The organism is Paramagnetospirillum sp. (genome assembly GCF_058402745.1).
Map to the genome: position 1 here is coordinate 86,275 of NZ_JBZVFI010000015.1, position 25,078 is coordinate 111,352.

A 25,078-nucleotide genomic window follows, 5' to 3' on the forward strand; every position below is an offset into this window, starting at 1 on the left:
TCCCCTGGAACGACTGGGATCAGTCTATGGAAACGGGAAACGACTTGGCGGTGGCGTCGAGCTTCATCAGAACCTCGATCAGCGCCGGCATGTCCTTCATGGCGATCATGTTGGGGCCGTCGGACGGCGCATGATCGGGATCGGGATGGCATTCCACGAAGACGCCGGCGATGCCGATGGCGACGGCGGCCCGCGCCAGGACGGGGGCGAAGCGGCGGTCGCCGCCCGAGGAATTGCCCTGCCCGCCCGGGGCCTGCACCGCGTGGGTGGCGTCCATGATCACCGGCCAGCCGGTGCGCGCCATGATGGGCAGGCCGCGCATGTCGGTGACCAGGGTGTTGTAGCCGAAGCTGGCGCCGCGCTCGGTCAGCAGGATGCGCGAATTGCCGGTGCTTTCGATCTTGGCGGCGACGTTGGCCATGTCCCAGGGCGCCAGGAACTGGCCCTTCTTGACGTTGATCACCGCGCCGGTGCGCCCGGCGGCGACCAGCAGGTCGGTCTGGCGGCAGAGGAAGGCGGGAATCTGCAGCACGTCGGCCACCTTGGCGGCCTGGACGCACTGTTCCTCGGTATGGACGTCGGTCAGCACCGGCAGGCCGAACCTGGCCTTGATCTCGGCGAACACGGGAATGGCCTTGTCCAGGCCGATGCCGCGCTTGCCGGCCAGCGAGGTGCGGTTGGCCTTGTCGAAGGAGGACTTGTAGATCAGGCCGATCCCCGCCTCGGCGGCGATGGTCTTCAGCGCCTCGGCGCATTCCAGGGCGTGGTCGCGGCTTTCCATCTGACAGGGGCCCGCGATCAGCACCAACGGCAGATCGTTGCCGAGAATGACATCATTGACGGCAACGTGATGGCGGGTCTGGGTCATGACGAAAGCCTCTAGACGAGACGGGACTGGCGGACGGCGGCGGCGATGAAGCTGGTGAACAGCGGGTGCGGGTCGAAGGGCTTGGACTTGAGTTCCGGATGGAACTGCACGCCGACGAACCACGGATGGTCGGGGATCTCGACGATCTCGGGCAGCAGGCCGTCGGGCGACAGGCCCGAGAACGACAGGCCGGTCTTCTCCAGATCGGCCTTGAAGCCCATATTGACCTCGTAGCGGTGGCGGTGGCGCTCGGAGATGCGGCCCTGGCCGTAGATCTCGCGCACCCGCGAGCCCTGCTTCAGGTCGCATTCATAGGCGCCGAGGCGCATGGTGCCGCCCAGATCGCCGGATTCGGCGCGCTTCTCCAGCATGTTGCCCTTCATCCACTCGGTCATCAGGCCGACCACGGGATTGTCGCAGGGGCCGAACTCGGTGGAGCTGGCGTTCTTGTAGCCGGCCAGATTGCGGGCCGATTCGATCACCGCCATCTGCATGCCGAAACAGATGCCGAAATAGGGCACCTTGCGCTCGCGGGCGAAGCGCACCGCCTCGACCTTGCCGAAGGCGCCGCGCTCGCCGAAGCCGCCGGGCACCAGGATGCCGTGGCAGGGCTCCAGATGCTGGACCACGTCGCCCTGCTCGAAGATCTGGCTGTCGATCCAGTTGAGGTTGACACGCACGTTGTTGGCGATGCCGCCGTGGTGCAGGGCCTCGGCCAGGGACTTGTAGCTGTCCAAGAGGCTGATGTACTTGCCGACGATGGCGATGGTGACCTCGCCCTCGGGCTGCCGGATGCGATCGACGATGGTCGACCAGCGCTTGAGGTCGGGCTGGGGCGCGTCCACCTTGAAGTGGCGGCAGACCACGGCGTCCATGCCCTGCTGGTGGTAGGCGATGGGCACCTGATAGATGGTGTCCACGTCGAGAGCCGGAATCACCGCGTCGGGCGCCACGTTGCAGAACAGGGCGATCTTGCGGCGGTCGCCTTCGGGGATCTCGCGGTCGCAGCGGCACATCAGCATGTCGGGCTGGATACCCACCGACAGCAGCTCCTTGACCGAGTGCTGGGTCGGCTTGGTCTTCAACTCGCCGGCCGAGGGGATGTAGGGCACCAGGGTGAGGTGCACGAACATGGTGCGCTCGGCCCCCAGCTCGTTGCCCAGCTGGCGGATGGCCTCCAGGAACGGCAGGCTCTCGATGTCGCCCACCGTGCCGCCGATCTCGCACAGACAGAAATCCTCGTCGGTGAGATCGCTCTTGACGAATTCCTTGATGGCGTCGGTGACGTGGGGAATCACCTGGACGGTGGCGCCCAGATAGTCGCCGCGCCGCTCCTTGGCGATGACGTTGGAATAGATGCGCCCGGTGGTGATGTTGTCGCTCTTCCTCGACGCCACGCCGGTGAAGCGCTCGTAATGGCCCAGATCCAGGTCGGTCTCGGCCCCGTCGTCGGTGACGTAGACCTCGCCGTGCTGATAGGGGCTCATGGTGCCCGGATCGACGTTGAGATAGGGATCGAGCTTGCGCAGGCGGACCTTGAAGCCGCGCGCCTGGAGCAGCGCCCCCAGCGCCGCCGAGGCCAGGCCCTTGCCGAGCGAGGAAACCACACCGCCGGTGATGAAGATGAAACGGGTCATCGGACTTTCGCCCTCGCTTTTCGTTTCCCCAAACGCCGCCCACGCCCGTTGGCCGGGCGGCGCCCCCTTCTGATTTCGGTCCGCGAAGGACCCTAGCGCGACAGCGGCGCGCTGGGCGCGGCAGGCTCGGCCGGCGCCGCGGGAGCCGCCGCGGCGGGAACGTCGTTCAGCTTGTCGAACGGCGAACCACCCCCGGAGCGCGAATTGGCCAGCAGGGCCAGAACCAGGCTGGTGACGAAGAACGAGGTCGCCAGGATGGCGGTGGTCCGCGTCAGCAGGTTGCCCGCCGCCCGGCCGGTCATCAGCCCGCCGCCACTTCCGCCGCCGATGCCGAGCGCGCCCCCCTCGCTCCGCTGCAGCAGGATCACGCCCACCAGCGCCACGGCGAGGATCAGGTGAATGACGAGGATGATCGGAAAGACGTCCATGGATAAGTCACCGGAAAATTAGCCGCCCGCAGCCGGGTCCCAAACGGAACCGGCCCCGGGCGCGAAGGAATTGTTGCAGGCGTTTTTAGCCTCCGAAAGGCAGGAAGGCTAGTGCAAAGTTCCTTCCCCGCACCTCTTATCCTCAGCTTTCGCACACATCGTGCCGTCCTGGGCGACTGCCGATGGTCTCCCTACGGCTGATGCCCCGATATCCCAACCACCAGGTTCACCACGAAGGCGCGAAGGCGCGAAGGATAAGGGGAAGGATATCTTCTTCGTGTTTCTTCGTGCCTTCGCGCCTTCGTGGTCAAACGGCCAGAGCCGTTTCCCTCGGACCGATGAGATCAGCAGCTCTCGGCGATGGCCCAGAAATCGGCCACCTTGAGCGCCGCGCCGCCGATCAGGCCGCCGTCCACGTCGGGCAGGGCCAGCAGTTCCTTGGCATTGTCCGGCTTCATGGAGCCGCCGTAGAGGATGCGCATCCTGCCTGCCTCGTCCGCCCCCACCAGCTTGACCAGCTCGGCGCGGATGGCGGCATGCACCTCCTGCGCCTGGGCGGGGGTGGCGACGCGGCCGGTGCCGATGGCCCACACCGGCTCGTAGGCGATGACGGTGTTGGCGGCGGTGGCGCCCTCGGGCAGCGAGCCGTTCAGCTGCGAGCGGTTGACCTCGATGGTCTGCCCCGCGTCACGCTGGGCCAGGGTCTCGCCGATACAGACGATGGCGACCAGACCGGCGGCCAGGGCGGCCTGGGCCTTGGCCTTGACCACCGCGTCGGTCTCGGCATGGTCGGTGCGGCGCTCGGAATGACCGACGATGACGTATTTGCAGCCCAGATCGGCCAGCATGGCCGGCGAGGTGTCGCCCGTGTGCGCGCCCGAGGTCTTGGCGTGGCAATCCTGGCCGCCCACCGCCAGCTTCGAGCCGGCCACCGCATCGGCCACCGGGGCGATCAGGGTGAAGGGCGGGCAGACCAGCATGTCGCAATTGGGAGACGCCGACGCCAGCTTCTCGGCGACGCCCTTGGCCAGCGCCAGACCGTCGGCCTTCAGCCCGTTCATCTTCCAGTTACCGGCGATCAGCTTGCGACGAGTGGTCATGGCGGAATCTCCCCTTGCCTGACGGAAAACGCTGCGCAGCCATATACCACCTGAATGGGCGGGTATGTAGGGGAAAGATGGACCTCAGCCCGCCACCCTTTACATGGGACTATCTAATCGGCCGGGCTCTTCTCACTTTTATCGGTCGAGGCCTCATACACGCCAACCCCCATAATCACCTCAGAGCTATATCTTCTATAGAACTTTATAAATCCAAAGAACAATATTACACTAAATGCACAAAATACCAATGCGGCCGGAAGATAATGCTTACTCACAGGGTAGCGCCAACAATAATACAAAAACACCAAGAACCCAAAATTACATACAAGAGACATATTTCTACAAAACCCATACAGATTCAAATAATTATACATCCTTAACGAAGCACTACCACCACCCGTTATAATGAAGTGTTGCGCAATAAAAAACCACCCTTCAGACTCAACTGTCACAGGATCATCCGAAAATATTTTTTTAAATTTTTCGCAGAATTTTGACACCGCAAACGCCGGCAACGGCTTTATTATTGCCCTACTAAAACCAAAATAATCAAGAGCAATAGCCAGCAAAATATGCGGCAGGAATAATACATATATCGCAAAAAGAATAATGCTCTTAAAAAATCTATCGCGAAATGATATTGCCGACTTTAGATTTGAAAACACACCTATACTATCAGAAAAGTCAGACAACGCATTATATCGCCTCAGCAAAAAATTAGATGGGTAACCATACGCAACAATAACAATTCTCTCAATTGCTATTGCAGAAACCAGAGCAACAACATGACCAGACACATATGAAAATACAACAATAGCAATAAACGCCGCAGCATGGTATAATGTCAACGTATCACCACCTGATATGCCGACATCAAAAGCGTCAACCCCATGAAAAAACACCAGAGACAACACGACAGAGATCAAACCAGGAACAAAATACCCCAGAATATCATATGTAGTTAGTGGAAGCTTCTCTATTCTATTTGCCAACCCCACCTCCTCACACACTCTTGATCTGCAAGTATTATATCGCCAGGGAAAATATCCCATTATCTTATTGGTTGAAAATATATTAACACGCAAAAGGGGCGGCCGCCCATAGAATAAAGGGCGGAGCCGTTTCCGGCCCCGCCCCTGGAATGTCGCCTCGCCTTGCGCTCAGACCTGAGGGCTCTTGGCCAGGTAGACGGCGCGCTTCTTCAGCGAGCACGAGAAGGACAGCATGAAGCGCAGCGCTTCCTGGGTCTCCTTCTGGGACAGCATGCGGATGGTGCCGAACAGGCCGCCGCCGCCGCCGGGGATGTTGCAGGAATCGATGGCGTCCTCCATGGCGCCCTTGGCCTCGTGGGCCAGGGTGGCGAGGTCCTCGGTTCCCAGGTTGTTGGCCATGTGCTCGATGAAGGAGAAGGCGCGGTCCACCATGGAATCAGTGGCCGCCGAGCGCATGGCGTGCAGCATGAACAAAGCGTCGATCACCGTCTGCAGCGCCCCGGTGCGCTGGAGTGTGCCGACGGCGTCGAGCAGGGAGATGATCCCCTCCTTGACGTCGGGTTCGTTGAGCTTGTCCACCACTTCCAGCGCGTTGCCGGCGGTGCTGGTCAGGCGTTCGACCATGGAATCGGACAGGGCCTCGCGCACGCCCTGGGCCAGGCGGGCCATTTCGGCGGCGCCGGAATCCACCTCGATCTTCGGGATCTCGTTCATGGCGCCCCTCCTAGAGCAGGCCGCGGGCCGACAGCCAGTAGAGCCGGTTATAGGCCAGCTTGAACCAGTGAATCATCTGCGACGGCGGCCCGGGATTGGGCGGCGTGGTGTAGTTGAACCACACATAGGTGCCGCTGCCCAGACCGGTCTCGACGAAGCAGAACACCTTGCCGTCGTATTCGCGGGCGAAGGTATTCTCCTGGCACAGCGACACCAGGTTGTCGATGGTGACGTCGGCCTCGAAATGGGCGGTGGAGCCGGCCTTGGAGATGGGGATGTTGGTGGTGTCGCCGACCACGAAGACGTTGGTCGAGCCCTCGCGATGCAGGGTCTTGGTGTTGGTCGGCACCCAGCCGCCCTTGCCCAGCCCGGACTCGTCGATGACCTGGGCGCCCTGGTGGGGCGGCACGGTGATCAAGAGGTCGTAGGGCAGCTCGGAGCCTTCCATGGACTTGATGATCTTCTTTTCCGGATCGACGCTTTCGGTGTTGAAGAAGGTCTCGGACTTGATGCCCAGCTTCTCGAATTCCGGCTTGGCCCAATGGGCCACGGGCTCGAGCGCGTGCAGGCGGCCGATGGGATAGGTGTAGGTCAGCTCGGTCTTGTCCCACAGGCCCTTGGCCTTGAGGAAGTCGTGCAGCATGAACGCCACTTCCAGCGGCGCCACCGGGCACTTGTGGGGAGCGTTGACGTTGACCACGATCTTGCCGCCCTGGAACTCGTTCAGCGCCTTGCGCAGCTTGCGGGCGCCGTCCAGGTCGTAGAACCAGTGGCCGCCTTCCACCATGCCGGGAATGGTCTGCGGCATGATGCGCGAGCCGGTGGCCAGCACCAGGTAATCGTACTTGAAGGTGCGGCCCGCCTCGGTGGTGACCTGATTCTTCTCCACGTCGATGTTCTTGGCGGGATCGACGAAGAAGTTGACCCGCTTGTCCAGCACCTTGCGCTGGTCGCGGAACAGCTCCGCCTCGCGCATGCGGCCGAAGGGGATGTACAGCAGACCCGGCTGGTACATGTGGGTCTCGCTGGTGCCCAGCATGGTGATGTTGAGCGCGCCGGAACGCAGTTCGGCACCCATCTGACGACAGATGCCATTGGCGACGATGGTGCCCGCAAGCCCCCCGCCGACGATCAGAATCGTCTTCGACATGAACTCCCTCCCTACGAGAGTATTGGTGTTTTGATTATTCCCCCATGCCGTCTTCGCGGCACTTCCAGCACCCTTTGGGTGTCCTTATTCTCGGTACGATACGCCTATTTGGCCTTGCGAACCACGACACTCCAGTAGCCGTCGTGCTCGGAGGTCTCGACCACGGCGTGGCCGACCTTGGCGCACCAGGCGGGAATGTCCGAGGCGGAGCCCTTGTCCGACGACCACACGTCCACCTCGTCGCCGATGGAAGCCAGCTTGAGGGCGGCGATCAGTTCCATCAGCGGCCCGGGGCAAAAGGCGCCGCGGGCGTCGATCTTCTGGCGTTCAGCCATGATGTCGTTCCTTCCTGAAGAGATGTCAGATGGTGATGAGCTCGCCCGACTCGGCGTCGGCGAGGAACTTGGCCAGCCCCATGGGACCGTCGAACAGGTCCTCGGTCAGGTGCTTGTCGCACTCCCAGTGCTTGAGGTCGAGCACCATGGAACAGGCCCACATCTTCATCTCGCCCAGCATCTTGCCCTGGCCGAACAGCTCGATGGCGTCGGGGACGTTCTGAGTCTTGAACATCTCGTGGAAGTGGCCTCCCTGGTAACGCTCCGCCGGGCTCTTGCCCCGCTCGAAGGCCAGGACGGCGTTCATGGTGACGAACACCTCGACCGGCCGGTCGGAGACGGCGGCCACCGAGGCCACCATGGCGGCCAGTTGAATCTTTTCGTGCTCGCCGGAGCACAGCATCATGTAGAGCGGCTTGGACGACATCGGCTCCCCTGCATTCTTATGGTTGGCGCCGGCTTATAAGAACCGGCTTACCTTCGGTTTTTATTATATACACAGATTCCAGGGTTTTTCCGCAACAACATTCCGCCGGTTCCGTATCGAATATGCCTTTCGGCCTCGGCCCGCCGCGAGGCGAGAAGCGGCATGCGGTGCGCCACTTCCATGTTGCGGCCCCCCTGCCCCCTCCTTATTATGCGCGCTGCCCGGGACGGCCGGACTTTCGGCGCGTCCCACCATCATTTTCGGACTCAGGCGATTCCATGCTCGACGTATTCCGCTCCGCCTCGAAGACCTGGATCGTCAGGTTGCTGTTCGCCCTGCTGGCCCTGAGCTTCGTGGCCTGGGGCGCCGGCGACGTGGTGCGCGGCGGCGTCGGCCGCAGCCCGGCCATCGAGATCGGCAAGACCTCCATGTCGGCGGCCGAGGTGATGGCCGAGTTCAAGCGCGAGGTCGAGCGCCTGCAGCCGCTGTTCGGCGGCAAGCTGACGCCCGAGGACGCCCGCAAGATGGGGATGCTGGACCGCACCATCGATTCCCTGATCGCGCGAACCCTGATCGACGAGGCGGCGCGCGCCCTGGGGCTGGCCGCCACCGACGAGACCATCCTGCGCTGGGTGGCCTCCAATCCGGCCTTCAAGGGCCCCACCGGCCAGTTCGACCGCGACGTCTTCCGCGCGCGCCTCTCCCGCCTCGGCTTCACCGAGGAGGGATTCATGAAGACCGAGCGCACCAACCTGGTGCGCAACCAGATGGTGGAGACCGTCGCCGCCGGCATCGGCGCGCCGGCGGCGCTGACCAACCCGCTGCTGGCCTGGCGCGAGGAACGCCGGGTGGCCGAGACCTTCGTGATCAAGGACGAGTCCACCCCGCTGCCCCCCGCCCCCGACGCGGCCCATCTGGAAGCCTATTACAAGGACAACGTCAGCCGCTTCATGGCCCCGGAATACCGGGCGCTGACCGTGCTGCTGCTGCGCCCCGCCGACGTGGCCGGCGGCATCGACATCGACGAGGCCATGGTGCAGGAGGCCTATCAGCAGCGCCAGGACGAGTTCTCCACGCCCGAGCGCCGCGCCGTGTCGCAGATCGTCTTCGACGAATCCTCGTCCGCCGCCAAGGCCACCGACATGGTGACCCAGGGCAAGGACCTCGCCGCCGTGGCCAAGGCGCTCAATGCCGAGATCATCGATCTGGGCACGGTGGAAAAGGGCGACCTGCCCGAGGGGCTGGCCGAGGCGGTGTTCAAGCTGTCGGCCGGCGCCACCGGCCAGCCGGTCAAGTCGGCGCTGGGCTGGCACGTGGTCAAGGTGACCCAGGTCCAGCCGGGCCGCACCCGCACTCTCGCCGAGGTCAAGGCCCAGCTGGAGCAGGACCTGCGCAAGGAAAAGTCCATGGACGGCCTGGCCGAACTGGCCAACAAGGTTGAGGATGCCTTGGGCGGCGGCGCCACCCTGGAGGAGGCGGCCAAGCGCCACAACCTCAAGACCGTCACCTTTCCGGCGGTCGACGCCCAGGGACGCGGCCTGAACGGCAAGCCGGTGGCCGACCTGCCCAAGTCGGACCAGTTCCTCGACGTGGCCTTCCACACCGACCAGAGCACCGAAAGCCCGCTGACCGAAGTGCCCAACAACGGCTATTTCCTGCTGCGCGTCGATGGCGTCACCCCGCCGGCTCCCAAGCCCCTGGCCGACATCAAGGCCGAGGTGGTCGCCACCTGGCAGGCCGAACGCCGGCAGGAACAGGCCCGCGACAAGGCCCAGAAGCTGGCCGACCGCATCAAGGCCGGCGAGAGCGCCGCCCAGGTGGCCCAGTCGGCCGGAGCCAAGCTGGAGACCTCCAAGCCCTTCGTCCGCGAGCCGGGTGAAGGCACCACCCTGCCGGTCAGCGTCATCGCCGAGCTGTTCAAGGCCCAGCCGGGCGGCGTCGCGCTGGCCCCCGTCCAGGGCGGCACCCTGGTGGCCCGCCTGACCAGCGTGATGACCTTCGACGTCAACGCCAATCCCGCCGTCACCCAGGCGGCCCGCCAGCGGGTGTCGCAGGCGGTGGCCACCGACATCGCCGACCAGTACATCGCCGCGCTGAACGCCTCCATCGGCGTCAAGGTCGATCGTCCCCAGCTGACCCGCGAAGAGTAATCGTCCCATCATGAGCCATCAGCCCGACTTCTCCGCCTTCGCCGAAGCCTATGACAGCGGCAGGCCCCAGGTGGTCTGGCGGGTCCTGGTGGCCGATCTGGAGACGCCGGTTTCCGCCTTCCTGAAGCTGGCCAGCGGCCAGCCCAACGCCTTCCTGCTGGAATCGGTGGAAGGCGGCGCGGTGCGCGGACGCTATTCCATCCTCGGCATGAAGCCCGACCTGTTGTGGAAGTGCGTGGGCAACCAGGCGTGGATCAACCGCAACGCCCGCTCCAAGACCGGGACGTACCAGCCCTGCCCGGTGGCGGCCAAGTCGGGCGCCCTGGACAGCTTGCGCGCCCTGGTGGCCGAATGCGGCATCGACACGCCGCCCCACCTGCCCCCCATGTCGGCCGGCCTGATCGGCTATATGAGCTACGACATGGTCCGGCTGGCCGAAAAGCTGCCCGACAACAATCCCGACCCCATCCAGGTGCCCGACGGCATCTTCATGCGCCCCACCATCATGGCGGTGTTCGACAACGTCAACGGCACGCTGACCGCCGTGGCCCCGGTCTGGCCGCGTCCCGGCATGGACGCCCAGGCGGCCTGGGACCTGGCCTGGGAGCGGCTCGAGCACGTGGTGGAATCCCTGGAATCCCCCCTGCCCCACACCTATCTCGGCTTCCCCCGGAACGAGCACCAGCCCGTGCCGGTACCCAGCGTGTCGCCCGAGCATTACTGCCGCATGGTGGAGAAGGCCCAGGAATACATCGCCGCCGGCGACATCTTCCAGGTGGTGCTGTCCCAGCGCCTGGCGGTCCCCTTCCGGCTGCCGCCCTTCTCGCTGTACCGCTCGCTGCGCCGGCTCAACCCCAGCCCGTTCCTGTTCTTCCTGGACCTGGGCGAGTTCCAGCTGGTGGGCTCCAGCCCGGAAATCCTGGTCCGCCTGCGCGACCAAAAGGTCACCATCCGCCCCATCGCCGGCACCCGCCGCCGGGGCAAGACGCCCGCCGAGGACGAGGAACTGGCCGCCGACCTGCTGGCCGATCCCAAGGAGCTGGCCGAGCACCTGATGCTGCTGGATCTGGGCCGCAACGACGTGGGCCGGGTAGCCTCCATCGGCTCGGTGGAGGTCACCAAGAAGATGGCGGTGGAATACTATTCCCACGTCATGCACATCGTCTCCAACGTCGAGGGCAAGATCCGCGAGGGCTGCGACGCCATGGACGCCCTGATGGCCGGCTTCCCGGCGGGCACCACCTCGGGCGCCCCCAAGATCCGGGCCATGGAGATCATCGACGAGCTGGAGACCGAGCGGCGCTCGTTCTATGCCGGGGCCATCGGCTATTTCGACGGCAACGGCAACATGGACACCTGCATCGCGCTCCGCACCACCCTGGTCAAGGACGGCACCATGTACGTCCAGGCCGGTGCCGGCATCGTCGCCGATTCGGTGCCGCTCTCCGAGCACGAGGAGTGCATGAACAAGGCCCGCGCCCTGGTGCGCGCCGCCGAGGACGCCATCGACTACACCCTGGTCAAGCAGTAGGCCGCCCCTTTTCCAGACCACGGCAACGTCGCCAGGTTTGGCGGGGCACTGCCTCGCTCGAAGCGAACGCTGCGCCAGCCGGCGATAGCCGTCATGCGCGGGCTTGTCCCGCGTATCCACGCCGTTACGGCGGCATCCTGCCAGACGGGTGGGCGTGGATGGCCGGGACAAGCCCGGCCAGGACGAAGGAATCTAGCAATTTGAAATTCTGACCCGTTGCCCTCTTTTCCAACGAAGAGGTTGCAATCCGTCTCGCTCTCCCGCATATTGCGAGTCATTCGCATTTGCATTTGGAGGGCGTGATGGGGTTCATCGAGGGCCGGACGATCCTGAACCGGCAGGCCATGACCGCCAGGGACTACATCTGGCTGGCGGTGCTGGGCGCCGTCGAGCGCGCGCCCCTGTCCGTGGACGACGCCATCGGGGCGGTCGGCGCCCTGACCGGCCCGGCCTGGGCGCCGGTGTCGCAGCTGGTGTTCGACGCCATGGACCAGATGCTGGAGGAGGGATTGCTCAATCCGGTGGAGCGCTCGTCGCGCCTCGCCATCACCGGCGACGGACGGCGGCGGCTGCACGACCTGATCGCCCAGCCCCTCGCCGCCCCGCTTTCCACCTTCGGCCAGGTGGGCATCCGCCTCAAGCTGGCCTTCCTCGACCTTGTCCCGCCGGCGGTGCGCCGGCGCCAGATCGATGCCCTGCTGCGCTCATGCGATTGCGAGCTGTCCACCCGCACCTCGTCCTGCCCGGCCTGGGCGCTGAACGGCGCGCTGGGCCGGGTGTGGCTGGACCATCAGGTGGACGCGCTGGAGGAAACCGCCGAGGTGCTGCGCCGCCTGGCGCGGGCCGAGGGCGCCGCCATGGCCGAGGGCTAAACCCGCCCCTCGAAGCCGAAGCCGGCCGCGTCCACCGCCTGCCTGACCTGGGCCTCGTCGGCGCCGTCCACGGTCACCGCCTTGTTGCCCAGATCCACCTCGACCTTGGCGTTGGGGGCCAGTTCCTGGATGGCCGCCGTCACCGACTTGGAACAGCCGCCGCAGCTCATGCCGGTGACGCGATAGGTGGTGGACATGGTGTGTTTCTCCATGAGGATTGCGCTGGCGAAAGTGTGAACCTTCCAGCCGATGGAAGGTCAAGGGGGATTCATCCCCCATTCCCCATGCGGATGATGGTGCTGACCGGCACCAGCACGAAGCCCCGGGCTTCCAGTCCGGGCAGCCATCCGGCCAGGGCCTCGATGGTGCCGTCGTGGGGATGGCCGATGGCGATGGCGGCGCCGTGCTTGCGGGCATAGGCCTCGGTCTTGGCCAGCTGGGCCCTCACATGGGCGACGCCCTGGTCGTTGTCGAGGAAGACGTGGCGGGCGGCGAAGGGCACGCCGTAATGGCGCGCCGTCTGGGCGCCCACCGTGCGCTCCGAGGTCACCGAATCGAGAAAGGCCAGACCGCGCCGGCGCAATTCCCCCATCACCACCCGCATGCCCGCCGGGTCCGAGGTGAAGCGCGAGCCCATGTGGTTGTTGATGCCCACATAGCCGTCGAAACGCGACAGGCCCCAATCCAGGCGGCGGCGGATTTCCTCGGCCGGGAGGCCGACCTCCAGCACTTCCGGCCCCGGGTCATAGCTGTGGCTCTGCGGCTGCATGGGCACGTGGACCATCAGCTCGTGGCCCTTGGCCCTGGCGTCGTGGGCCTGACGCGCCACATCCTCGGCATAGGTCATGTAGGACAGCGTCAGCGGCCCCTTCAGCTGGGCCATGCGCTCGCTGCGGCGGCGATCGACGCCCAGGTCGTCGATGACGATGGCGATCACCGGCCGCCCGCCGGTCTTGGGGGTCGGCAGGGCGTTCCGCAGCCACACCGCCGCCCCGGCCGGGGGCAGCTTGGCCTCGGGCATGGGCGGTGGCGGCACGGGAGCCAGTGCCACCACGTCGGAGGCGTGACTGAATTCCAGGGCCTCGGACGAACCGGGATCGGGGCGCGGCGGCGGCGGGGCCAGCAGCGGCCGGCCCTCGTCGTCATCGGGAGCGGCGGAAGGCGATGGCGGCGGCGGGGGAGTGGCGGCGATCACCGGGGCGGGCGCCTGCTCGGCGCCGGGGAGCGGTTTGGACGACTTGCCCGACCACAGGCCGAGCGCCATGCCGATGCCGACGCCGAGCACCAGCACGGCGACCATCAGGCCGACCAGCACGGCGGGACGCTCCCACAGGGGCGTCCTGTTGCCCATCAGCATGCGCCTGACGTCTCGCCGACCCACGTCTCACCACCCCAGTTGAAGCCGCCCCCGTTGTAAGGCCAAATGGCCGGGGGCGCAAAGGCTATGCCACCCGTCATCCTGACGCCTTGCCCGGGCTTGGTTTGAGATGGCTCCACCGGAATGGGGATACGGAAAAGCCTCTTCAACCACCAAGACACCAGGGACACCAAGAGGACGGAGCGGATCGCCCCGCCCAACCTCATCGTCATGGCCGGGCATCGTCCCGGCCATCCACGCGGATCCGCTGGAATGCCTTATGACACAATAGTCCCTGCGGATGGGCGTGGATGCCCGGAACAAGTCCGGGCACGACGCACCTGGAATGTCCTCTTGGTGTCCTTGGTGTCTTGGTGGTGAAAAATCCCGTCCGCCAGCACCCAGGCAATTGAACCGAATGGCAGTGCGACCTGCGGGAGGAAGGATCTCCTCCTGCTCCGCCCGTTCAGAATTGGCACCTCCCCGTCAGACGGAGATCCCTCGCCATGCTCGGGATGACACTCCATTCATGTCGCCAGTTCTTCCAGAATGGGGCATTCCGGGTGGTCGTCGCCGCAGCATCGCGTGGTCAGGTCCAGCAGGGTGCGGCGGATGGTGTCCAGTTCGGCGATCTTGCGCTCGATGTCGGCCACGTGCTTCAGGGCGATGGCCTTGACGTCGGCGCTGGCCCGCGAACGGTCGCGCCACAGTTCCAGCAAGCCGCTCACGTCGCCCACCGAAAAGCCCAGCGACCGCGCCCGGTGGATGAAGCGCAGGGTCTCCACCTCGTTGGCGGTATAGGCGCGATAGCCCGAGGCCGTGCGCCCGGCCGCCGGAATCAGGCCGACGGATTCGTAATAGCGGATGGTCTTGGCCGAGACGCCGGAGCGCCGGGCCGCCTCGCCGATGTTCATTTCATCCTCCAGCGGCGCAGCAGCAGCGAGTTGGAGACCACCGACACCGACGACATGGCCATGGCCGCCCCGGCGATCACCGGAGTCAGCAGCCCCAGGGCGGCGGCGGGAATGGCCACCACGTTGTAGGCGAAGGCCCAAAACAGGTTCTGGCGGATCTTGGACGTGGTGGCGCGCGAGATGCCGATGGCCTCGGGCAGCCGGGCGGGGTCGCCCTTGACCAGGGTGATGCCCGCCGCCTGCATGGCCACGTCGGTGCCGGTGCCCATGGCGATGCCGATATGGGCGGCGGCCAGGGCCGGGGCGTCGTTGATGCCGTCGCCCACCATGGCCACCACCTTGCCTTCGTCCTTGAGGCGGCGGATTTCCGCCTCCTTGTCCTCGGGCAGCACCTCGGCCAGCACCCGGTCCACCCCGGCCGCCCCGGCCACGGCGGCGGCGGCGCGGGCGTTGTCGCCGGTCAGCATCACCGTCTCGAGGCCCAGGGATTTCAGCCGCGCCACCGCCTGGGCCGCGCTGGGCTTGACCGGATCGGCCACCGCGACGAAGCCCAGCATGCGGGCGCCTTCGGCGACCCACATCAGGGTGCGGCCCCGGGCCTCCTCGGCCTCGGCCGTCTCGGCCAGGGAGCCGGGATCGATGCCGCGCTCATTCATCAGGCGGCGGCTGCCGATCAGCAGGGCGCGGCCCTCCACCTCGGCCTCCAGGCCCCGGCCGGGCAGCGAGCGGAAGGCTCCCAGCGGCGCAAGCCCTTCACCGGCCGCGGCCAGCAGGGCGCGGGCCAGGGGATGCTCGCTGCCCTGCTGGGCCGAGGCGGCAAGGCGCAGCAGAGCGGCCTCGTCCCCATCGGCGGACGTGATGGCGGCCACCGCCGGGCGGCCCTCGGTCAGGGTGCCGGTCTTGTCGAACACCACCACCTGGACCTTGTGGGCCAGTTCCAGCGCCTCGGCGTCCTTGATGAGAATCCCGTGCCGCGCCGCCAGCCCGGTGCCGACCATGATGCCGGTGGGGGTGGCGAGGCCGAGAGCGCAGGGGCAGGCGATGACCAGCACCGACACCGCCGCCACGAAGGCGGTCTGAATGTCACCGCCGATCAGCCACCAGCCGAGGAAACTGAACACGGCGATCACCGTCACCACCGGCACGAACACCGCCGAGATGCGGTCCACCAGCTTCTGCACCGGGGCCTTGGCGGCCTGGGCGCCCTGGACCATGCGGATGATGCGGCTGATGGTGGACTGCGCGCCGACCCGCGTCGCCTCGACGCGGAGCAGCCCCTCGCCGTTGACCGCGCCGGCCACCACCTCGTCGCCGGCGCCCTTGGCCACCGACAGGCTTTCCCCGGTGATCAGGGATTCGTCCATCTGGGAGTCGCCGTCCACCACCACGCCATCGACGGGGGCACGCTCGCCGGGGCGGACCAGCACCACCTCGCCCACCGCCACCAGGGCGGCGGGAACCTCGATCACCAGCCCGTCGCGCTCCACCCTGGCGGTGTCGGGCTTCAGCCGCATCAGGGCGCGGATGGCGCCGGCCGCCGAGCGCTTGGCACGGCCTTCCAGGAGCTTTCCCAGCAGCACCAGGGTGATCACCACCGAAGCGCCCTCGAAATAGAGATTGCCGTGATGGGCCTCGCCGGTGAGCACATGCCAGGCCGACAGGCCGAAGGCGGCGGTGGTGCCCAGCACCACCAGCACGTCCATGTTGCCCGCCCCGCCCTTCAGCGAGGCCCAGGCGCCGGAATAGAAGCGCGCCCCGATCCAGAACTGTACGGGAGCGGCCAGCAGCAGCTGGATTTCCCCCGGAATCATGATGTGCAGCCCGGCCAGGTCGAGGACCATCTGGCCGACCAGCGGCAGGGTCAGCAGGGTGGAAAGGATGAGCAGGCGCAGGTGGCGGGCGGATTCGGCGGCATGCTCGGCCTCTTCCCGGTCCAGGTCCTCGTCGCCGCTGTGGGCGAGATCGGCCTGGAACCCGGCCTTGACGATGGCCGAAACCAGGTCCTCGGGCCGCGCCCGCTCGGCGTCGAAGCGGATGTCGGCGCGCTCGGCCGCTAGGCTGACCAGCGCCTGCTCGACGCCGGCCACCTTGCCCAGCACCCGCTCCAGCCGGGTGGAGCAGGCGGCGCAGGTCATCCCCTTGACGGGCAGGGACAGGCTTTGGCTGGTCATGGCGGCACCTCGCACTTCATAGGGTGCCGCCAGTGTTGACCTTCCAGCGACTGGAAGGTCAACACCTGTTTTCAACGGTCTCATGCTGGCCGTCACTTGAATTGGCGTGTCATCCCGACGACCGCAGGGAGGAAGGATCTTTCAGCTTGAGGCGGCGGCCGTCTTCGCGTGAAAGATCCCTCGCCACGGCTCGGGATGACATGAAGGTTTTATCGGCGGACCGTCTCAGGCCGACTTGACGTTGCCGAGGAAGTCGGCCACCACGCCCTTCAGGGTATCGGCCTGACGGTTGAGCGCCTGGACCGAGGTCAGCACCGAGCTCGCCACCTCGCCGGTCTCCTCGGCGGCCTGGGTGACGCCGCCGATATTGGCCGACACCTCCTGGGTGCCGGACGCCGCCTGCTGGACGTTGCGGGCGATTTCCGCCGTGGCGGCGCTCTGCTCCTCCACCGCCGAGGCGATGGCCGCCGAGATCTGGTTGATATCCTCGATGCGCCTGACGATGCCGCCGATGGCGTCGACCGCCTGAAGAGTGGCCTGCTGCACGGCGGCGATCTGCTGGCTGATCTCGTCGGTGGCCCGCGCCGTCTGATTGGCGAGGTTCTTGACCTCGCCGGCCACCACGGCGAAGCCCTTGCCGGCATCCCCGGCCCGGGCCGCCTCGATAGTGGCGTTGAGGGCAAGAAGGTTGGTCTGGCTGGCGATGTCGTTGATCAGCTTGACCACGTCGCCGATGCGAGCGGAACTCTCGGCCAAACCCGTGACCGTCTGGTTGGTTTGCGACGCCTCGTCGGCGGCCTGACGGGCCACGGTCGAGGACTGGGTGACCTGACGGCCGATCTCGTGGATGGAAGCGGCCAGTTCCTCGGCGGCGGAGGCCACGGTCTGGACACTGGACGACGCCTCCTCGGTGGCGGCAGCCACCAGAATGGCCTGGCGGCTGGTCTGCTGCGCCGTGGCGCTCATACCCTGGGCCGCCTGCTCCATGCTGTGGGACGCGGTGGAAACCTCGCCCAGCATGCGCGAAACGGCGGCATCGAAATCGCGGGTGAGGGCCTCGATGGCGCGGCCACGCGCCAGATTGCGCTCCTGCGCCGCCTTCTGCTCGGCTTCCAGCTGTTCCGAGCGGATCATGTTCTCCTTGAAGGTCTGCATGGCCGCCGCCATGCGGCCCACCTCGTCGGTCCGTCCCTGTGCCGGAATTTCCACCGACAGGTCCTTGTCGGCCAGCCGGTTCATGGCGGCGGTCATGGCGATGACGGGAGTGGCGATGCTGTTGCGCAGCATCAGGCCGAATACCGCCACCAGGGCGATCACCACCACCACCGCGCCGATCAGGACCGCCCGCGACCAGGAATAGAGGTCGGCGGCGGTCCGGGACGCCTGCTTCGCGCCGTCCTCATTGATCCGCACCGCCTTGGCGGCGTGGGTCTGGGAATCGTAGTAGAGCCTGATGTTGGCCAGCACCAGATCGCGGGCGGCGTCGTTGTGGTTCCGGCGCGACAACTCCAGCACCTTGGCGACCATGGAATCGTAATCGGCCATCACCTTGGTCCAGGCTTCATAATTGGCCCGCTCCTCGGGGGTGACCAGATGATCGGCGTAGCGCTGCTTGGCGGCATTGTAGTCCTTCATCTGCCCTTCCAGCAGCCGCTCCACCTCGGCCATCTGCTTCTCGTCGGTGGTCAGAACGTGGCGAAATAAGGTGGCCCGTTGCTTGGCCAGCAATCCGTCGACCTCGCGGGCGGCGTCAAGGCCCGGCAGCCAGACTTCGGCAACCTCCAGCGTCGCCAGGTTCATGGCCGCCATGCGGTTGACGGCGAAAGCCGACAGACCGGCCACCACCGCAAGAACCATTCCAAAGGAAATCAAGAGCTTCTGAGCGACGTCATAGCGATCAAGCGCCCTCATGATGTCTCCTATCTGCAAAGCGGCCTCTCCATCAACGACCGCTACATTTCTCGACCTAAGCAATACGAGCGCTATCGAAATGGGGGGGATTACCGGATTCGCAAGCGTCGGTAAAAAGCGCGGTCATCCTGCCCCCTGGCCGCCTTGGCAGTTGACACGCCCGCCCGTCCGAGTAGGTTTCTTGCGACTCGATTGAATTGAATTCATCGGCCAAGGTGGGGCCAGGGTGGGGGAATGGAGTATTTTCTCCAGCAATTGATAAATGGATTAACGCTGGGCGCCATCTATGGTCTGGTCGCCCTTGGCTACACCATGGTTTACGGCGTGCTGGGCATGATCAATTTCGCCCACGGCACGATCTACATGGTGGGTGCGTTCATTTCCCTGATCACCTTCCTGGCCTGCACCACCGTCCTGGGCACCTCGGTGCCGCTGGCCCTGGTGGCCACCCTGTTCGCCGCCATGGGGCTGACCGCCCTGTGGGGCTGGACGGCGGAACGGGTGGCCTATCGCCCCTTGCGCGCCGCCCCCAGGCTGGCGCCGCTGATCTCGGCCATCGGGGTGTCCATCATCCTGCAGAACTTCGTCGCCCAGGCCCAGGGCGCGCGCGCCAAGCCGCTGCCCCCCGTGTTCCGGGGCGGCATCACCCTGATGGAGGGCGGCGATTTCGTGGTCAGCCTCAGCTGGATGCAGATGGTCATCATGGCCCTGACGCTCGGCCTGATGGCGGTGTTCACCTGGGTGATCACGCGGACCGCGCTGGGCCGCGCCCAGCGCGCCTGCGAGCAGGATATGAAGATGGCGTCGCTGCTGGGCATCGACGTGGACCGGGTGATCTCCACCACCTTCGTCATCGGCGCCGGGCTGGCCGGGGTGGCCGGCATGATGGTCACCCTCTATTACGGGGTGATCGACTTCTACATCGGCTTTCTGGCCGGCATCAAGGCGTTCACGGCGGCCGTGCTGGGCGGCATCGGCTCGCTGCCCGGCGCCATGCTGGGCGGGCTGCTGATCGGCCTGATCGAGGCCTTCTGGTCGGCCTATTTCTCCATCGAATACAAGGACGTCGCCACCTTCTCCATCCTGGTGGCGGTGCTGGTCTTCCGTCCCACCGGGCTCCTGGGCAAGCCCGACGTGGAGAAGATCTGAGATGCGGGCGGCCGAGTTGCGCGCGGCTCTGGTAGATGCCGGCCTGGGCGGGCTGGTGGCCGCCGCCATGGCGCTGCCCATGCTGGGCGTGCGCCTGGAGGATTCGGCCAGCGGGCTCAGCCTGTCCAGCCGCATGGACTGGGTTCTGTGGTCGGTGGCCATCGTCGCCGGCGGCCGGTTCCTGATCGGCATCTTCCGCCATGCGCTGGCCGGAAAGGTTCCCAGTCCGCCGGCCCCGCCGCGCGCCGTCATGGTCTATGTGGGCTGGGCCATGGTGGCCTTCGCCCTGGTCCTGCCCTTCCTGCCCTTCGCCGGCCGCAACGTGGTGGACAAGGCGACCCTGGTGCTGATCTACGTCATGCTGGGCTGGGGGCTCAACATCGTGGTGGGGCTGGCCGGACTGCTGGACCTGGGCTTCGTCGCCTTCTACGCCGTGGGGGCCTATTCCTACGCCCTGCTCAGCCAGACCTTCGGCCTGTCGTTCTGGGTCTGCCTGCCCCTGGCCGGAGTGCTGGCCGCCCTGTTCGGCATGATCCTGGGCTTTCCCGTGCTGCGCCTTAGGGGCGACTACATCGCCATCGTCACCATGGGCCTGGGCGAGATCATCCGCGTGGTGCTGCAGAACTGGCAGGACGTCACCGGCGGCCCCAACGGCATCTCGGGGATCGAGCGCCCGTCCTTCTTCGGCCTGTCGTTCAAGATGGTCCCGCCCGAGGGACAGCAGGGCTTCGCCGAGTTCTTCGGCCTGGACTATTCCGCCGACCACCGGGTGATCTTCCTCTACTTCCTGATCCTGGCGCTGGCGCTGCTCACCAACCTCTTCACGCTGCGCATCCGCCGCCTGCCGGTGGGCCGCGCCTGGGAGGCGCTGCGGGAAGACGAGATCGCCTGCCGCTCGCTGGGCATCAACCCCACCACCGTCAAGCTGTCGGCCTTCGCCACCGGAGCCATGTTCGCCGGTTTCGCCGGGTCGTTCTTCGCCACCAGGCAGGGCTTCATCAGCCCGGAAAGCTTCACCTTCATCGAATCGGCGGTGATCCTGGCCATCGTGGTGCTGGGCGGCATGGGCAGCCAGATCGGCATCGTGCTGGCCGCCCTGCTGCTGGTGGGCCTGCCGGAATGGTTCCGCGAGCTGCAGCAGTTCCGCATGCTGGCCTTCGGCGCCGCCATGGTGCTGATCATGCTGTGGAAGCCCAGCGGCCTGCTCTCGACGCGCGAGCCCACCATTCGCCTGGGAGAGGCGAAATGAGCGCGCCTTTGTTAAACGTCGAGCACGTGACCATGCGCTTCGGCGGCCTGTTCGCCGTCAACGACCTGTCGTTCTCCGCCCGGCCCAAGGAGATCACCGCGGTGATCGGCCCCAACGGGGCGGGCAAGACCACCCTGTTCAACTGCATCACCGGCTTCTACAAGCCGCAGGTGGGGCGCATCACTCTGAACCACCCGTCGGGACCGATGCTGCTGGAGCGCCTGGACGACTACACCATCACCCGCAAGGCCGGGGTGGCGCGCACCTTCCAGAACATCCGCCTGTTCGCCCGCATGAGCGTCCTGGAAAACCTGATCGTCGCCCAGCACACCGAACTGATGCGCGCCTCGTCCTTCTCGCTGGCCGGATTGCTGGGCCTTGCCCGCTACGCCCAGGCCGAGGCAAGGGCGGTGGCGCGGGCGCGGCACTGGCTGGACAAGGTGGGGTTGACCGCCTTCGCCGACGAGGAGGCGGGCAGCCTGCCCTACGGCCATCAGCGCCGCCTGGAGATCGCGCGCGCCATGTGTACCGGACCGGTGCTGCTGTGCCTGGACGAGCCCGCCGCCGGCCTCAACCCCAAGGAATCGGCGGAACTGAACCGCCTGCTGCTGGACATCCGCGCCGAGAACGGTATCGGCCTGCTGCTGATCGAACACGACATGAGCGTGGTGATGGAGATTTCCGACCACATCGTCGTGCTGGATTACGGCCGCAAGATTTCCGAAGGCCCGCCGGCCGCCGTCAAGGCCGACCCGGCGGTGATCCGCGCCTATCTGGGCGAGCCCGACGAAGAGGAGGCCGGCTGATGCTCCGGATCGAGGGCCTTCACTCCGGCTATGGCCGCATCCAGGCGCTGCACGGCGTCGACATCAACGTGGCCGAGGGCGAGATCGTCGCCCTGGTGGGCGCCAACGGGGCGGGCAAGACCACCCTTCTGATGACCATCTGCGGCAATCCGCGGGCCAGTGCCGGCAAGGTCTGGCTGGCCGGCGAGGATATCACCGGTCTTGCCACCCACCACATCATGCGCCGGGGCCTGGCCCATTCGCCCGAGGGGCGCCGCATCTTCCCGCGCATGAGCGTGCTGGAAAACCTGCAGATGGGGGCGGCGCGCGCCAACCCCGCCCATTTCGACCAGGACCTGGAGCGGGTGCTGGGCCTGTTCCCCCGCCTCGCCGAACGCCTGTCCCAGCGCGGCGGCACCCTGTCGGGGGGGGAGCAGCAGATGCTGGCCATCGGCCGCGCCCTGATGAGCCGCCCCAAGATCCTGCTGCTGGACGAGCCGTCTTTGGGGCTGGCCCCCCTGGTGGTCCGCCAGATCTTCGAGATCGTCGCCGAGATCAACCGCGAGCAGGGCGTCACCGTCTTCCTGGTGGAGCAGAACGCCTTCCATGCCCTGAAACTGGCCCATCGCGGCTACGTCATGGTCAACGGGCGGGTCACCCTGAGCGGCACCGGCGCCGAATTGCTGGCCAACGAGGAAATCCGCGCCCACTACCTGGGAGGAGGCCACGGATGATCACCTCGGTCCCCGTCTTCATCGGCCTGACCCTCGTGCTGTTCGGCGGCTGCGCCTACATGACCGGCCAGGCCCTGGCAAACACCTGGCGGCCGGCGTGGCAGGTGATCCCCTATGCGCTGATGCTGGGCGCCGCCGACCGCTTCCTCGGCTTCGCCCTGTTCGGCGGCGAGTTGCTGTCGCCGGCCGGCTGGGTACTGGACAGCGCCATCCTGGTGGCCATCGGACTGGTCGCCTGGCGATACACCCAGGTGCGCCGCATGGCCGACCAGTATCCCTGGCTCTACGTCAGGACCGGACCGTTCAGCCTGCGCAAGCTCTGATACCGGCCGTCATTTGAACCGACCTGTCATCCTGACGACCGCAGGGAGGAAGGATCTTTCAGCGGCAAGCGGCTGAAAGATCCCTCGGCTTCGCTCGGGATGACAGGAAGAGTCGGTTCTTTCGAACCGCTGGCATGAGCTACTCGGCGGGTTCGACCCGATTGCGGCCCATGGCCTTGGCGCGGTAGAGCGCCGCGTCGGCGCGGCCCAGGCAGGCTTCCAGCCCCTCGCCCGCCCCCACCCGGCATTCGGCGACGCCGAAGCTGGCGCTGAGGGTGATGGGCTCGCCGCCGCCCACCGGCACCTGCAGCCCGGCCAGCCGGATACGCAGCCGCTCGGCCACCACCAGGGCGGGATTGAGCGAGGTTTCCGGCAGGGCGATGGCGAATTCCTCGCCGCCCATGCGGCCGATGATGTCCTGATCGCGCAAGAGGTCGCGGGCCATGACCACGAAGGCCTTCAGCGCCTCGTCGCCGGCGGCGTGGCCGCGTTCGTCGTTGATGCGCTTGAAGTGGTCGAGATCGATCATCAGCAGCGACAGGGGCCGGCCGTAACGTCCCGCCCGCTGAATCTCCGCCGCCGTGGATTGCATGAAATGCCGCCGGTTGCAGGCGTCGGTGAGGAAGTCGGTGGTGGCCAGCTGCACCAGTTCCTTCTGGACGCAGGCCCGCTCCAGGGCAAGGCCGATGCGGCGCGCCAGTTCGCGCACCAGTTCCCGCTCCGAGGTGGAAAAGGCCTCGTCACCCTCGGCCGGCGGGGTTTCGGTCCAGCAGATCTCGATGCGCCCGGCCGGACGGGAACCGGCGAACACCTGGGCCTCCAGGCGGCAGGCGGTCTCGACGAAGCCGGGAGTCTGGACGATGCCGCTGGGCAGCAGGCCCGGCAGACAGGTCAGGCGGACGCAGATGGTCTCCGGCTTCAGCCAGGCGGCGGGGGCCTTGGCCACCACCTGCTCCAGCGCCACCTGCAGCGGCAGTTCGGGCGATTCCAGGATGCGCGACACGCCGTACATGCAGTCGATCTGGCGCATGCGCCGTTCCAGCTGGCGATTGGCCTCCAGCGCCGCGTCGCGGGCCTCGCGCACCAGAATCTCGGCGCGCTTGCGGTGAATGGCGTAGCGGAACGAGCGCGACAGCGAGGCGGCGTCGATCTTGGCCTTCAGCAGATAATCCTGGGCGCCCTGCTCCAGGGCCATCAGCGCCTGCTGGTCGTCGTCGTGGTTGGTGAGCACCACCACCGCCAGTTCCGGCGCCGCGCCGCAAAAGCGGCGCACCGTCTCGTCCCCGACGGAATCGGGCAGGGTCAGGTCGAGGAAGATCACGTGGTAGCGCTTGCGCTGGATGAATTCCAGCGCCGAGGCCAGCGACACGGCGTGATCGACCTTGACGTTGGGAACCTTTTCAAGCTCGGCAAGAGTCAGCAGGGCCTGGGTCGGCGAATCCTCGACCAGCAGTGCGAACATGGTTTCCGACAAGGTAAGGCCATCCCCGAAAGTACCGGACTCGCCCTGGTCCGTTGCCGCAATACTAACCGGCTAAGTCGGTTTGCGGAAGCGTGATGCGTGTTACGGAGGAATGCCATATCATCGCCCCAATTCCGGGTGATTCTATCATCGGTTCCCTGAGCCTCGAGGACTTCCACCATGCGCAGCCTGCCCGCCCTCGCCTCCGTCCTGCTCGCGGGACTGGCCCTCGCCGCCTGCCAGAACGTCGACAACACCGCCGGCAGTCCCAGCGTCTATATCGATCCGGGCAGCGTCGGGCCGGTGAAGGGCGTGGGCATCGAATCCCAGGACATCATCGGCATGACCGACCAGATGATGCGCGACATGCTGAGCCAGCCGCGCCTGGCCAACGCCCAGACGCCGCCCAACGTCATCATCGATTCGGAATATTTCTACAACGAAAGCTCGTCGCGCCTGAACAAGAACTCCATCACCGACCGCCTGCGGGTGGGCCTGAACCGCGCCGCCGCCGGCCGCATGCAGTTCGTCGGGCGCAACTACGCCGACATGGTGGCCAAGGAGCGCGACCTGAAGCGCCAGGGTGTGGTGGACAAGGCCACCCTGCCCGCCGCCCGCGCCCCCAAGGGCGGCGACTACCGTCTGGGCGGACGCATCACCTCGCTGGATTCCCGCGACCCCAAGAGCGGCATGATGCAGCGCTACAACCAGATCGTCTTCGAGATGGTCGATCTGGAAACCTCGGAAATCGTCTGGAGCGGCATCTACGAATTCGCCAAGGCCGCCCAGGACGACATCATCTATCGCTAGCCCGAG

The 25,078-nt window shown here is 66.2% G+C and carries 24 protein-coding genes; 9 read left to right on the forward strand and 15 right to left on the reverse strand.

The window, feature by feature from the left end:
- Positions 1–19: 19 nt before the first annotated feature.
- From kdsA to ACV4UZ_RS12450, 9 genes are all read right to left on the reverse strand, one after another.
- Positions 20–868, reverse strand: a complete 849-nt coding sequence (gene kdsA, locus ACV4UZ_RS12410; RefSeq protein WP_491601132.1) for a 3-deoxy-8-phosphooctulonate synthase — start codon at positions 866–868, stop codon at positions 20–22.
- Between the two features lie 11 nt (positions 869–879).
- The gene (pyrG, locus tag ACV4UZ_RS12415; RefSeq protein WP_491601133.1) at positions 880–2,505 is read right to left on the reverse strand and encodes a CTP synthase; all 1,626 of its coding nucleotides are present in this window, start codon (positions 2,503–2,505) and stop codon (positions 880–882) included.
- A 92-nt stretch (positions 2,506–2,597) separates the two neighbouring features.
- Positions 2,598–2,933: a preprotein translocase subunit SecG gene (secG, locus tag ACV4UZ_RS12420; protein WP_491601134.1), complete on the reverse strand. Its 336-nt coding sequence runs from the start codon at positions 2,931–2,933 to the stop codon at positions 2,598–2,600.
- A 344-nt stretch (positions 2,934–3,277) separates the two neighbouring features.
- Positions 3,278–4,033 carry a triose-phosphate isomerase gene (tpiA, locus tag ACV4UZ_RS12425; protein ID WP_491601135.1) on the reverse strand — a complete coding sequence of 252 codons (756 nt, stop codon included), beginning with the start codon at positions 4,031–4,033 and terminating at the stop codon, positions 3,278–3,280.
- Between the two features lie 113 nt (positions 4,034–4,146).
- On the reverse strand, positions 4,147–5,046 hold the full coding sequence (locus tag ACV4UZ_RS12430; RefSeq protein ID WP_491601136.1) for a hypothetical protein: 900 nt from the start codon (positions 5,044–5,046) through the stop codon (positions 4,147–4,149).
- Between the two features lie 150 nt (positions 5,047–5,196).
- A complete protein-coding gene (locus tag ACV4UZ_RS12435) occupies positions 5,197–5,742 on the reverse strand; it encodes a helical membrane plugin domain-containing protein (RefSeq protein WP_491601137.1) in 546 nt (181 codons plus the stop codon).
- A 10-nt stretch (positions 5,743–5,752) separates the two neighbouring features.
- Positions 5,753–6,892 (reverse strand): NAD(P)/FAD-dependent oxidoreductase, encoded by a 1,140-nt coding sequence (locus ACV4UZ_RS12440; protein ID WP_491601138.1) that lies wholly within the window; start codon positions 6,890–6,892, stop codon positions 5,753–5,755.
- A gap of 104 nt (positions 6,893–6,996) precedes the next feature.
- Positions 6,997–7,227: a sulfurtransferase TusA family protein gene (locus ACV4UZ_RS12445; protein WP_011384221.1), complete on the reverse strand. Its 231-nt coding sequence runs from the start codon at positions 7,225–7,227 to the stop codon at positions 6,997–6,999.
- 25 nt (positions 7,228–7,252) lie between these two features.
- Complete coding sequence (locus tag ACV4UZ_RS12450) at positions 7,253–7,654, reverse strand: hypothetical protein (protein WP_491601139.1); 402 nt, start codon at positions 7,652–7,654, stop codon at positions 7,253–7,255.
- A gap of 278 nt (positions 7,655–7,932) precedes the next feature.
- On the opposite strand from ACV4UZ_RS12450, the gene ACV4UZ_RS12455 reads away from it, so the two are divergent.
- The 3 genes from ACV4UZ_RS12455 (at position 7,933) to ACV4UZ_RS12465 (ending at position 12,207) form a co-directional block, all read left to right on the forward strand.
- Positions 7,933–9,804 carry a peptidyl-prolyl cis-trans isomerase gene (locus ACV4UZ_RS12455; RefSeq protein WP_491601140.1) on the forward strand — a complete coding sequence of 624 codons (1,872 nt, stop codon included), beginning with the start codon at positions 7,933–7,935 and terminating at the stop codon, positions 9,802–9,804.
- Positions 9,805–9,814: 10 nt separating this feature from the next.
- Positions 9,815–11,335 carry an anthranilate synthase component I gene (trpE, locus tag ACV4UZ_RS12460; protein WP_491601141.1) on the forward strand — a complete coding sequence of 507 codons (1,521 nt, stop codon included), beginning with the start codon at positions 9,815–9,817 and terminating at the stop codon, positions 11,333–11,335.
- A gap of 302 nt (positions 11,336–11,637) precedes the next feature.
- On the forward strand, positions 11,638–12,207 hold the full coding sequence (locus tag ACV4UZ_RS12465; protein WP_491601142.1) for a hypothetical protein: 570 nt from the start codon (positions 11,638–11,640) through the stop codon (positions 12,205–12,207).
- On the opposite strand, the gene ACV4UZ_RS12470 is transcribed toward ACV4UZ_RS12465, so the two are convergent.
- The 5 genes from ACV4UZ_RS12470 to ACV4UZ_RS12490 form a co-directional block, all read right to left on the reverse strand.
- On the reverse strand, positions 12,204–12,404 hold the full coding sequence (locus ACV4UZ_RS12470) for a heavy-metal-associated domain-containing protein (RefSeq protein ID WP_491601143.1): 201 nt from the start codon (positions 12,402–12,404) through the stop codon (positions 12,204–12,206). The two genes, ACV4UZ_RS12465 and ACV4UZ_RS12470, sit on opposite strands and share 4 nt — an antisense overlap.
- Before the next feature lie 71 nt (positions 12,405–12,475).
- Positions 12,476–13,588, reverse strand: a complete 1,113-nt coding sequence (locus ACV4UZ_RS12475; RefSeq protein ID WP_491601144.1) for a divergent polysaccharide deacetylase family protein — start codon at positions 13,586–13,588, stop codon at positions 12,476–12,478.
- Positions 13,589–14,091: 503 nt separating this feature from the next.
- Positions 14,092–14,478 (reverse strand): Cu(I)-responsive transcriptional regulator, encoded by a 387-nt coding sequence (gene cueR / locus ACV4UZ_RS12480; protein WP_491601145.1) that lies wholly within the window; start codon positions 14,476–14,478, stop codon positions 14,092–14,094.
- On the reverse strand, positions 14,475–16,649 hold the full coding sequence (locus ACV4UZ_RS12485) for a heavy metal translocating P-type ATPase (RefSeq protein ID WP_491601146.1): 2,175 nt from the start codon (positions 16,647–16,649) through the stop codon (positions 14,475–14,477). The genes cueR and ACV4UZ_RS12485 overlap by 4 nt, the downstream gene beginning before the upstream one ends.
- Positions 16,650–16,874: 225 nt before the next feature.
- Entirely contained in the window at positions 16,875–18,560 is a 1,686-nt protein-coding gene (locus ACV4UZ_RS12490) for a methyl-accepting chemotaxis protein (protein ID WP_491601147.1), read from the reverse strand.
- A gap of 234 nt (positions 18,561–18,794) precedes the next feature.
- Here ACV4UZ_RS12490 and ACV4UZ_RS12495 point away from each other — a divergent pair, with 234 nt between their 5' ends.
- The 5 genes from ACV4UZ_RS12495 to ACV4UZ_RS12515 are packed head-to-tail and all read left to right on the forward strand — an operon-like array spanning position 18,795 to position 22,800.
- Entirely contained in the window at positions 18,795–19,709 is a 915-nt protein-coding gene (locus tag ACV4UZ_RS12495) for an ABC transporter permease subunit (RefSeq protein ID WP_491601148.1), read from the forward strand.
- Position 19,710: 1 nt separating this feature from the next.
- Positions 19,711–20,958 (forward strand): high-affinity branched-chain amino acid ABC transporter permease LivM, encoded by a 1,248-nt coding sequence (gene livM / locus ACV4UZ_RS12500; protein WP_491601149.1) that lies wholly within the window; start codon positions 19,711–19,713, stop codon positions 20,956–20,958.
- Positions 20,955–21,764: an ABC transporter ATP-binding protein gene (locus tag ACV4UZ_RS12505; protein WP_491601150.1), complete on the forward strand. Its 810-nt coding sequence runs from the start codon at positions 20,955–20,957 to the stop codon at positions 21,762–21,764. The genes livM and ACV4UZ_RS12505 overlap by 4 nt, the downstream gene beginning before the upstream one ends.
- Entirely contained in the window at positions 21,764–22,477 is a 714-nt protein-coding gene (locus ACV4UZ_RS12510) for an ABC transporter ATP-binding protein (RefSeq protein ID WP_491601151.1), read from the forward strand. The genes ACV4UZ_RS12505 and ACV4UZ_RS12510 overlap by 1 nt, the downstream gene beginning before the upstream one ends.
- Positions 22,474–22,800 carry a DUF6867 family protein gene (locus ACV4UZ_RS12515; RefSeq protein ID WP_491601152.1) on the forward strand — a complete coding sequence of 109 codons (327 nt, stop codon included), beginning with the start codon at positions 22,474–22,476 and terminating at the stop codon, positions 22,798–22,800. Before ACV4UZ_RS12510 ends, ACV4UZ_RS12515 begins: the two co-directional genes overlap by 4 nt.
- Before the next feature lie 139 nt (positions 22,801–22,939).
- On the opposite strand, the gene ACV4UZ_RS12520 is transcribed toward ACV4UZ_RS12515, so the two are convergent.
- Positions 22,940–24,262: a sensor domain-containing diguanylate cyclase gene (locus ACV4UZ_RS12520; protein ID WP_491601153.1), complete on the reverse strand. Its 1,323-nt coding sequence runs from the start codon at positions 24,260–24,262 to the stop codon at positions 22,940–22,942.
- Between the two features lie 180 nt (positions 24,263–24,442).
- Between ACV4UZ_RS12520 and ACV4UZ_RS12525 the strand changes: the two genes are divergently transcribed.
- The gene (locus tag ACV4UZ_RS12525) at positions 24,443–25,072 is read left to right on the forward strand and encodes an LpoB-related protein (RefSeq protein WP_491601154.1); all 630 of its coding nucleotides are present in this window, start codon (positions 24,443–24,445) and stop codon (positions 25,070–25,072) included.
- Positions 25,073–25,078: the final 6 nt, after the last annotated feature.

Bases quoted from the DNA above. Each gene is read 5' to 3' on its own strand.
- kdsA (WP_491601132.1), bottom strand. From the start codon at position 868: ATGACCCAGACCCGCCATCACGTTGCCGTCAATGATGTCATTCTCGGC.
- pyrG (WP_491601133.1), bottom strand. From the start codon at position 2,505: ATGACCCGTTTCATCTTCATCACCGGCGGTGTGGTTTCCTCGCTCGGC.
- secG (WP_491601134.1), bottom strand. From the start codon at position 2,933: ATGGACGTCTTTCCGATCATCCTCGTCATTCACCTGATCCTCGCCGTG.
- tpiA (WP_491601135.1), bottom strand. From the start codon at position 4,033: ATGACCACTCGTCGCAAGCTGATCGCCGGTAACTGGAAGATGAACGGG.
- ACV4UZ_RS12435 (WP_491601137.1), bottom strand. From the start codon at position 5,742: ATGAACGAGATCCCGAAGATCGAGGTGGATTCCGGCGCCGCCGAAATG.
- ACV4UZ_RS12440 (WP_491601138.1), bottom strand. From the start codon at position 6,892: ATGTCGAAGACGATTCTGATCGTCGGCGGGGGGCTTGCGGGCACCATC.
- ACV4UZ_RS12445 (WP_011384221.1), bottom strand. From the start codon at position 7,227: ATGGCTGAACGCCAGAAGATCGACGCCCGCGGCGCCTTTTGCCCCGGG.
- ACV4UZ_RS12450 (WP_491601139.1), bottom strand. From the start codon at position 7,654: ATGTCGTCCAAGCCGCTCTACATGATGCTGTGCTCCGGCGAGCACGAA.
- ACV4UZ_RS12455 (WP_491601140.1), top strand. From the start codon at position 7,933: ATGCTCGACGTATTCCGCTCCGCCTCGAAGACCTGGATCGTCAGGTTG.
- trpE (WP_491601141.1), top strand. From the start codon at position 9,815: ATGAGCCATCAGCCCGACTTCTCCGCCTTCGCCGAAGCCTATGACAGC.
- ACV4UZ_RS12465 (WP_491601142.1), top strand. From the start codon at position 11,638: ATGGGGTTCATCGAGGGCCGGACGATCCTGAACCGGCAGGCCATGACC.
- ACV4UZ_RS12470 (WP_491601143.1), bottom strand. From the start codon at position 12,404: ATGTCCACCACCTATCGCGTCACCGGCATGAGCTGCGGCGGCTGTTCC.
- cueR (WP_491601145.1), bottom strand. From the start codon at position 14,478: ATGAACATCGGCGAGGCGGCCCGGCGCTCCGGCGTCTCGGCCAAGACC.
- ACV4UZ_RS12485 (WP_491601146.1), bottom strand. From the start codon at position 16,649: ATGACCAGCCAAAGCCTGTCCCTGCCCGTCAAGGGGATGACCTGCGCC.
- ACV4UZ_RS12490 (WP_491601147.1), bottom strand. From the start codon at position 18,560: ATGAGGGCGCTTGATCGCTATGACGTCGCTCAGAAGCTCTTGATTTCC.
- ACV4UZ_RS12495 (WP_491601148.1), top strand. From the start codon at position 18,795: ATGGAGTATTTTCTCCAGCAATTGATAAATGGATTAACGCTGGGCGCC.
- livM (WP_491601149.1), top strand. From the start codon at position 19,711: ATGCGGGCGGCCGAGTTGCGCGCGGCTCTGGTAGATGCCGGCCTGGGC.
- ACV4UZ_RS12505 (WP_491601150.1), top strand. From the start codon at position 20,955: ATGAGCGCGCCTTTGTTAAACGTCGAGCACGTGACCATGCGCTTCGGC.
- ACV4UZ_RS12510 (WP_491601151.1), top strand. From the start codon at position 21,764: ATGCTCCGGATCGAGGGCCTTCACTCCGGCTATGGCCGCATCCAGGCG.
- ACV4UZ_RS12515 (WP_491601152.1), top strand. From the start codon at position 22,474: ATGATCACCTCGGTCCCCGTCTTCATCGGCCTGACCCTCGTGCTGTTC.
- ACV4UZ_RS12520 (WP_491601153.1), bottom strand. From the start codon at position 24,262: ATGTTCGCACTGCTGGTCGAGGATTCGCCGACCCAGGCCCTGCTGACT.
- ACV4UZ_RS12525 (WP_491601154.1), top strand. From the start codon at position 24,443: ATGCGCAGCCTGCCCGCCCTCGCCTCCGTCCTGCTCGCGGGACTGGCC.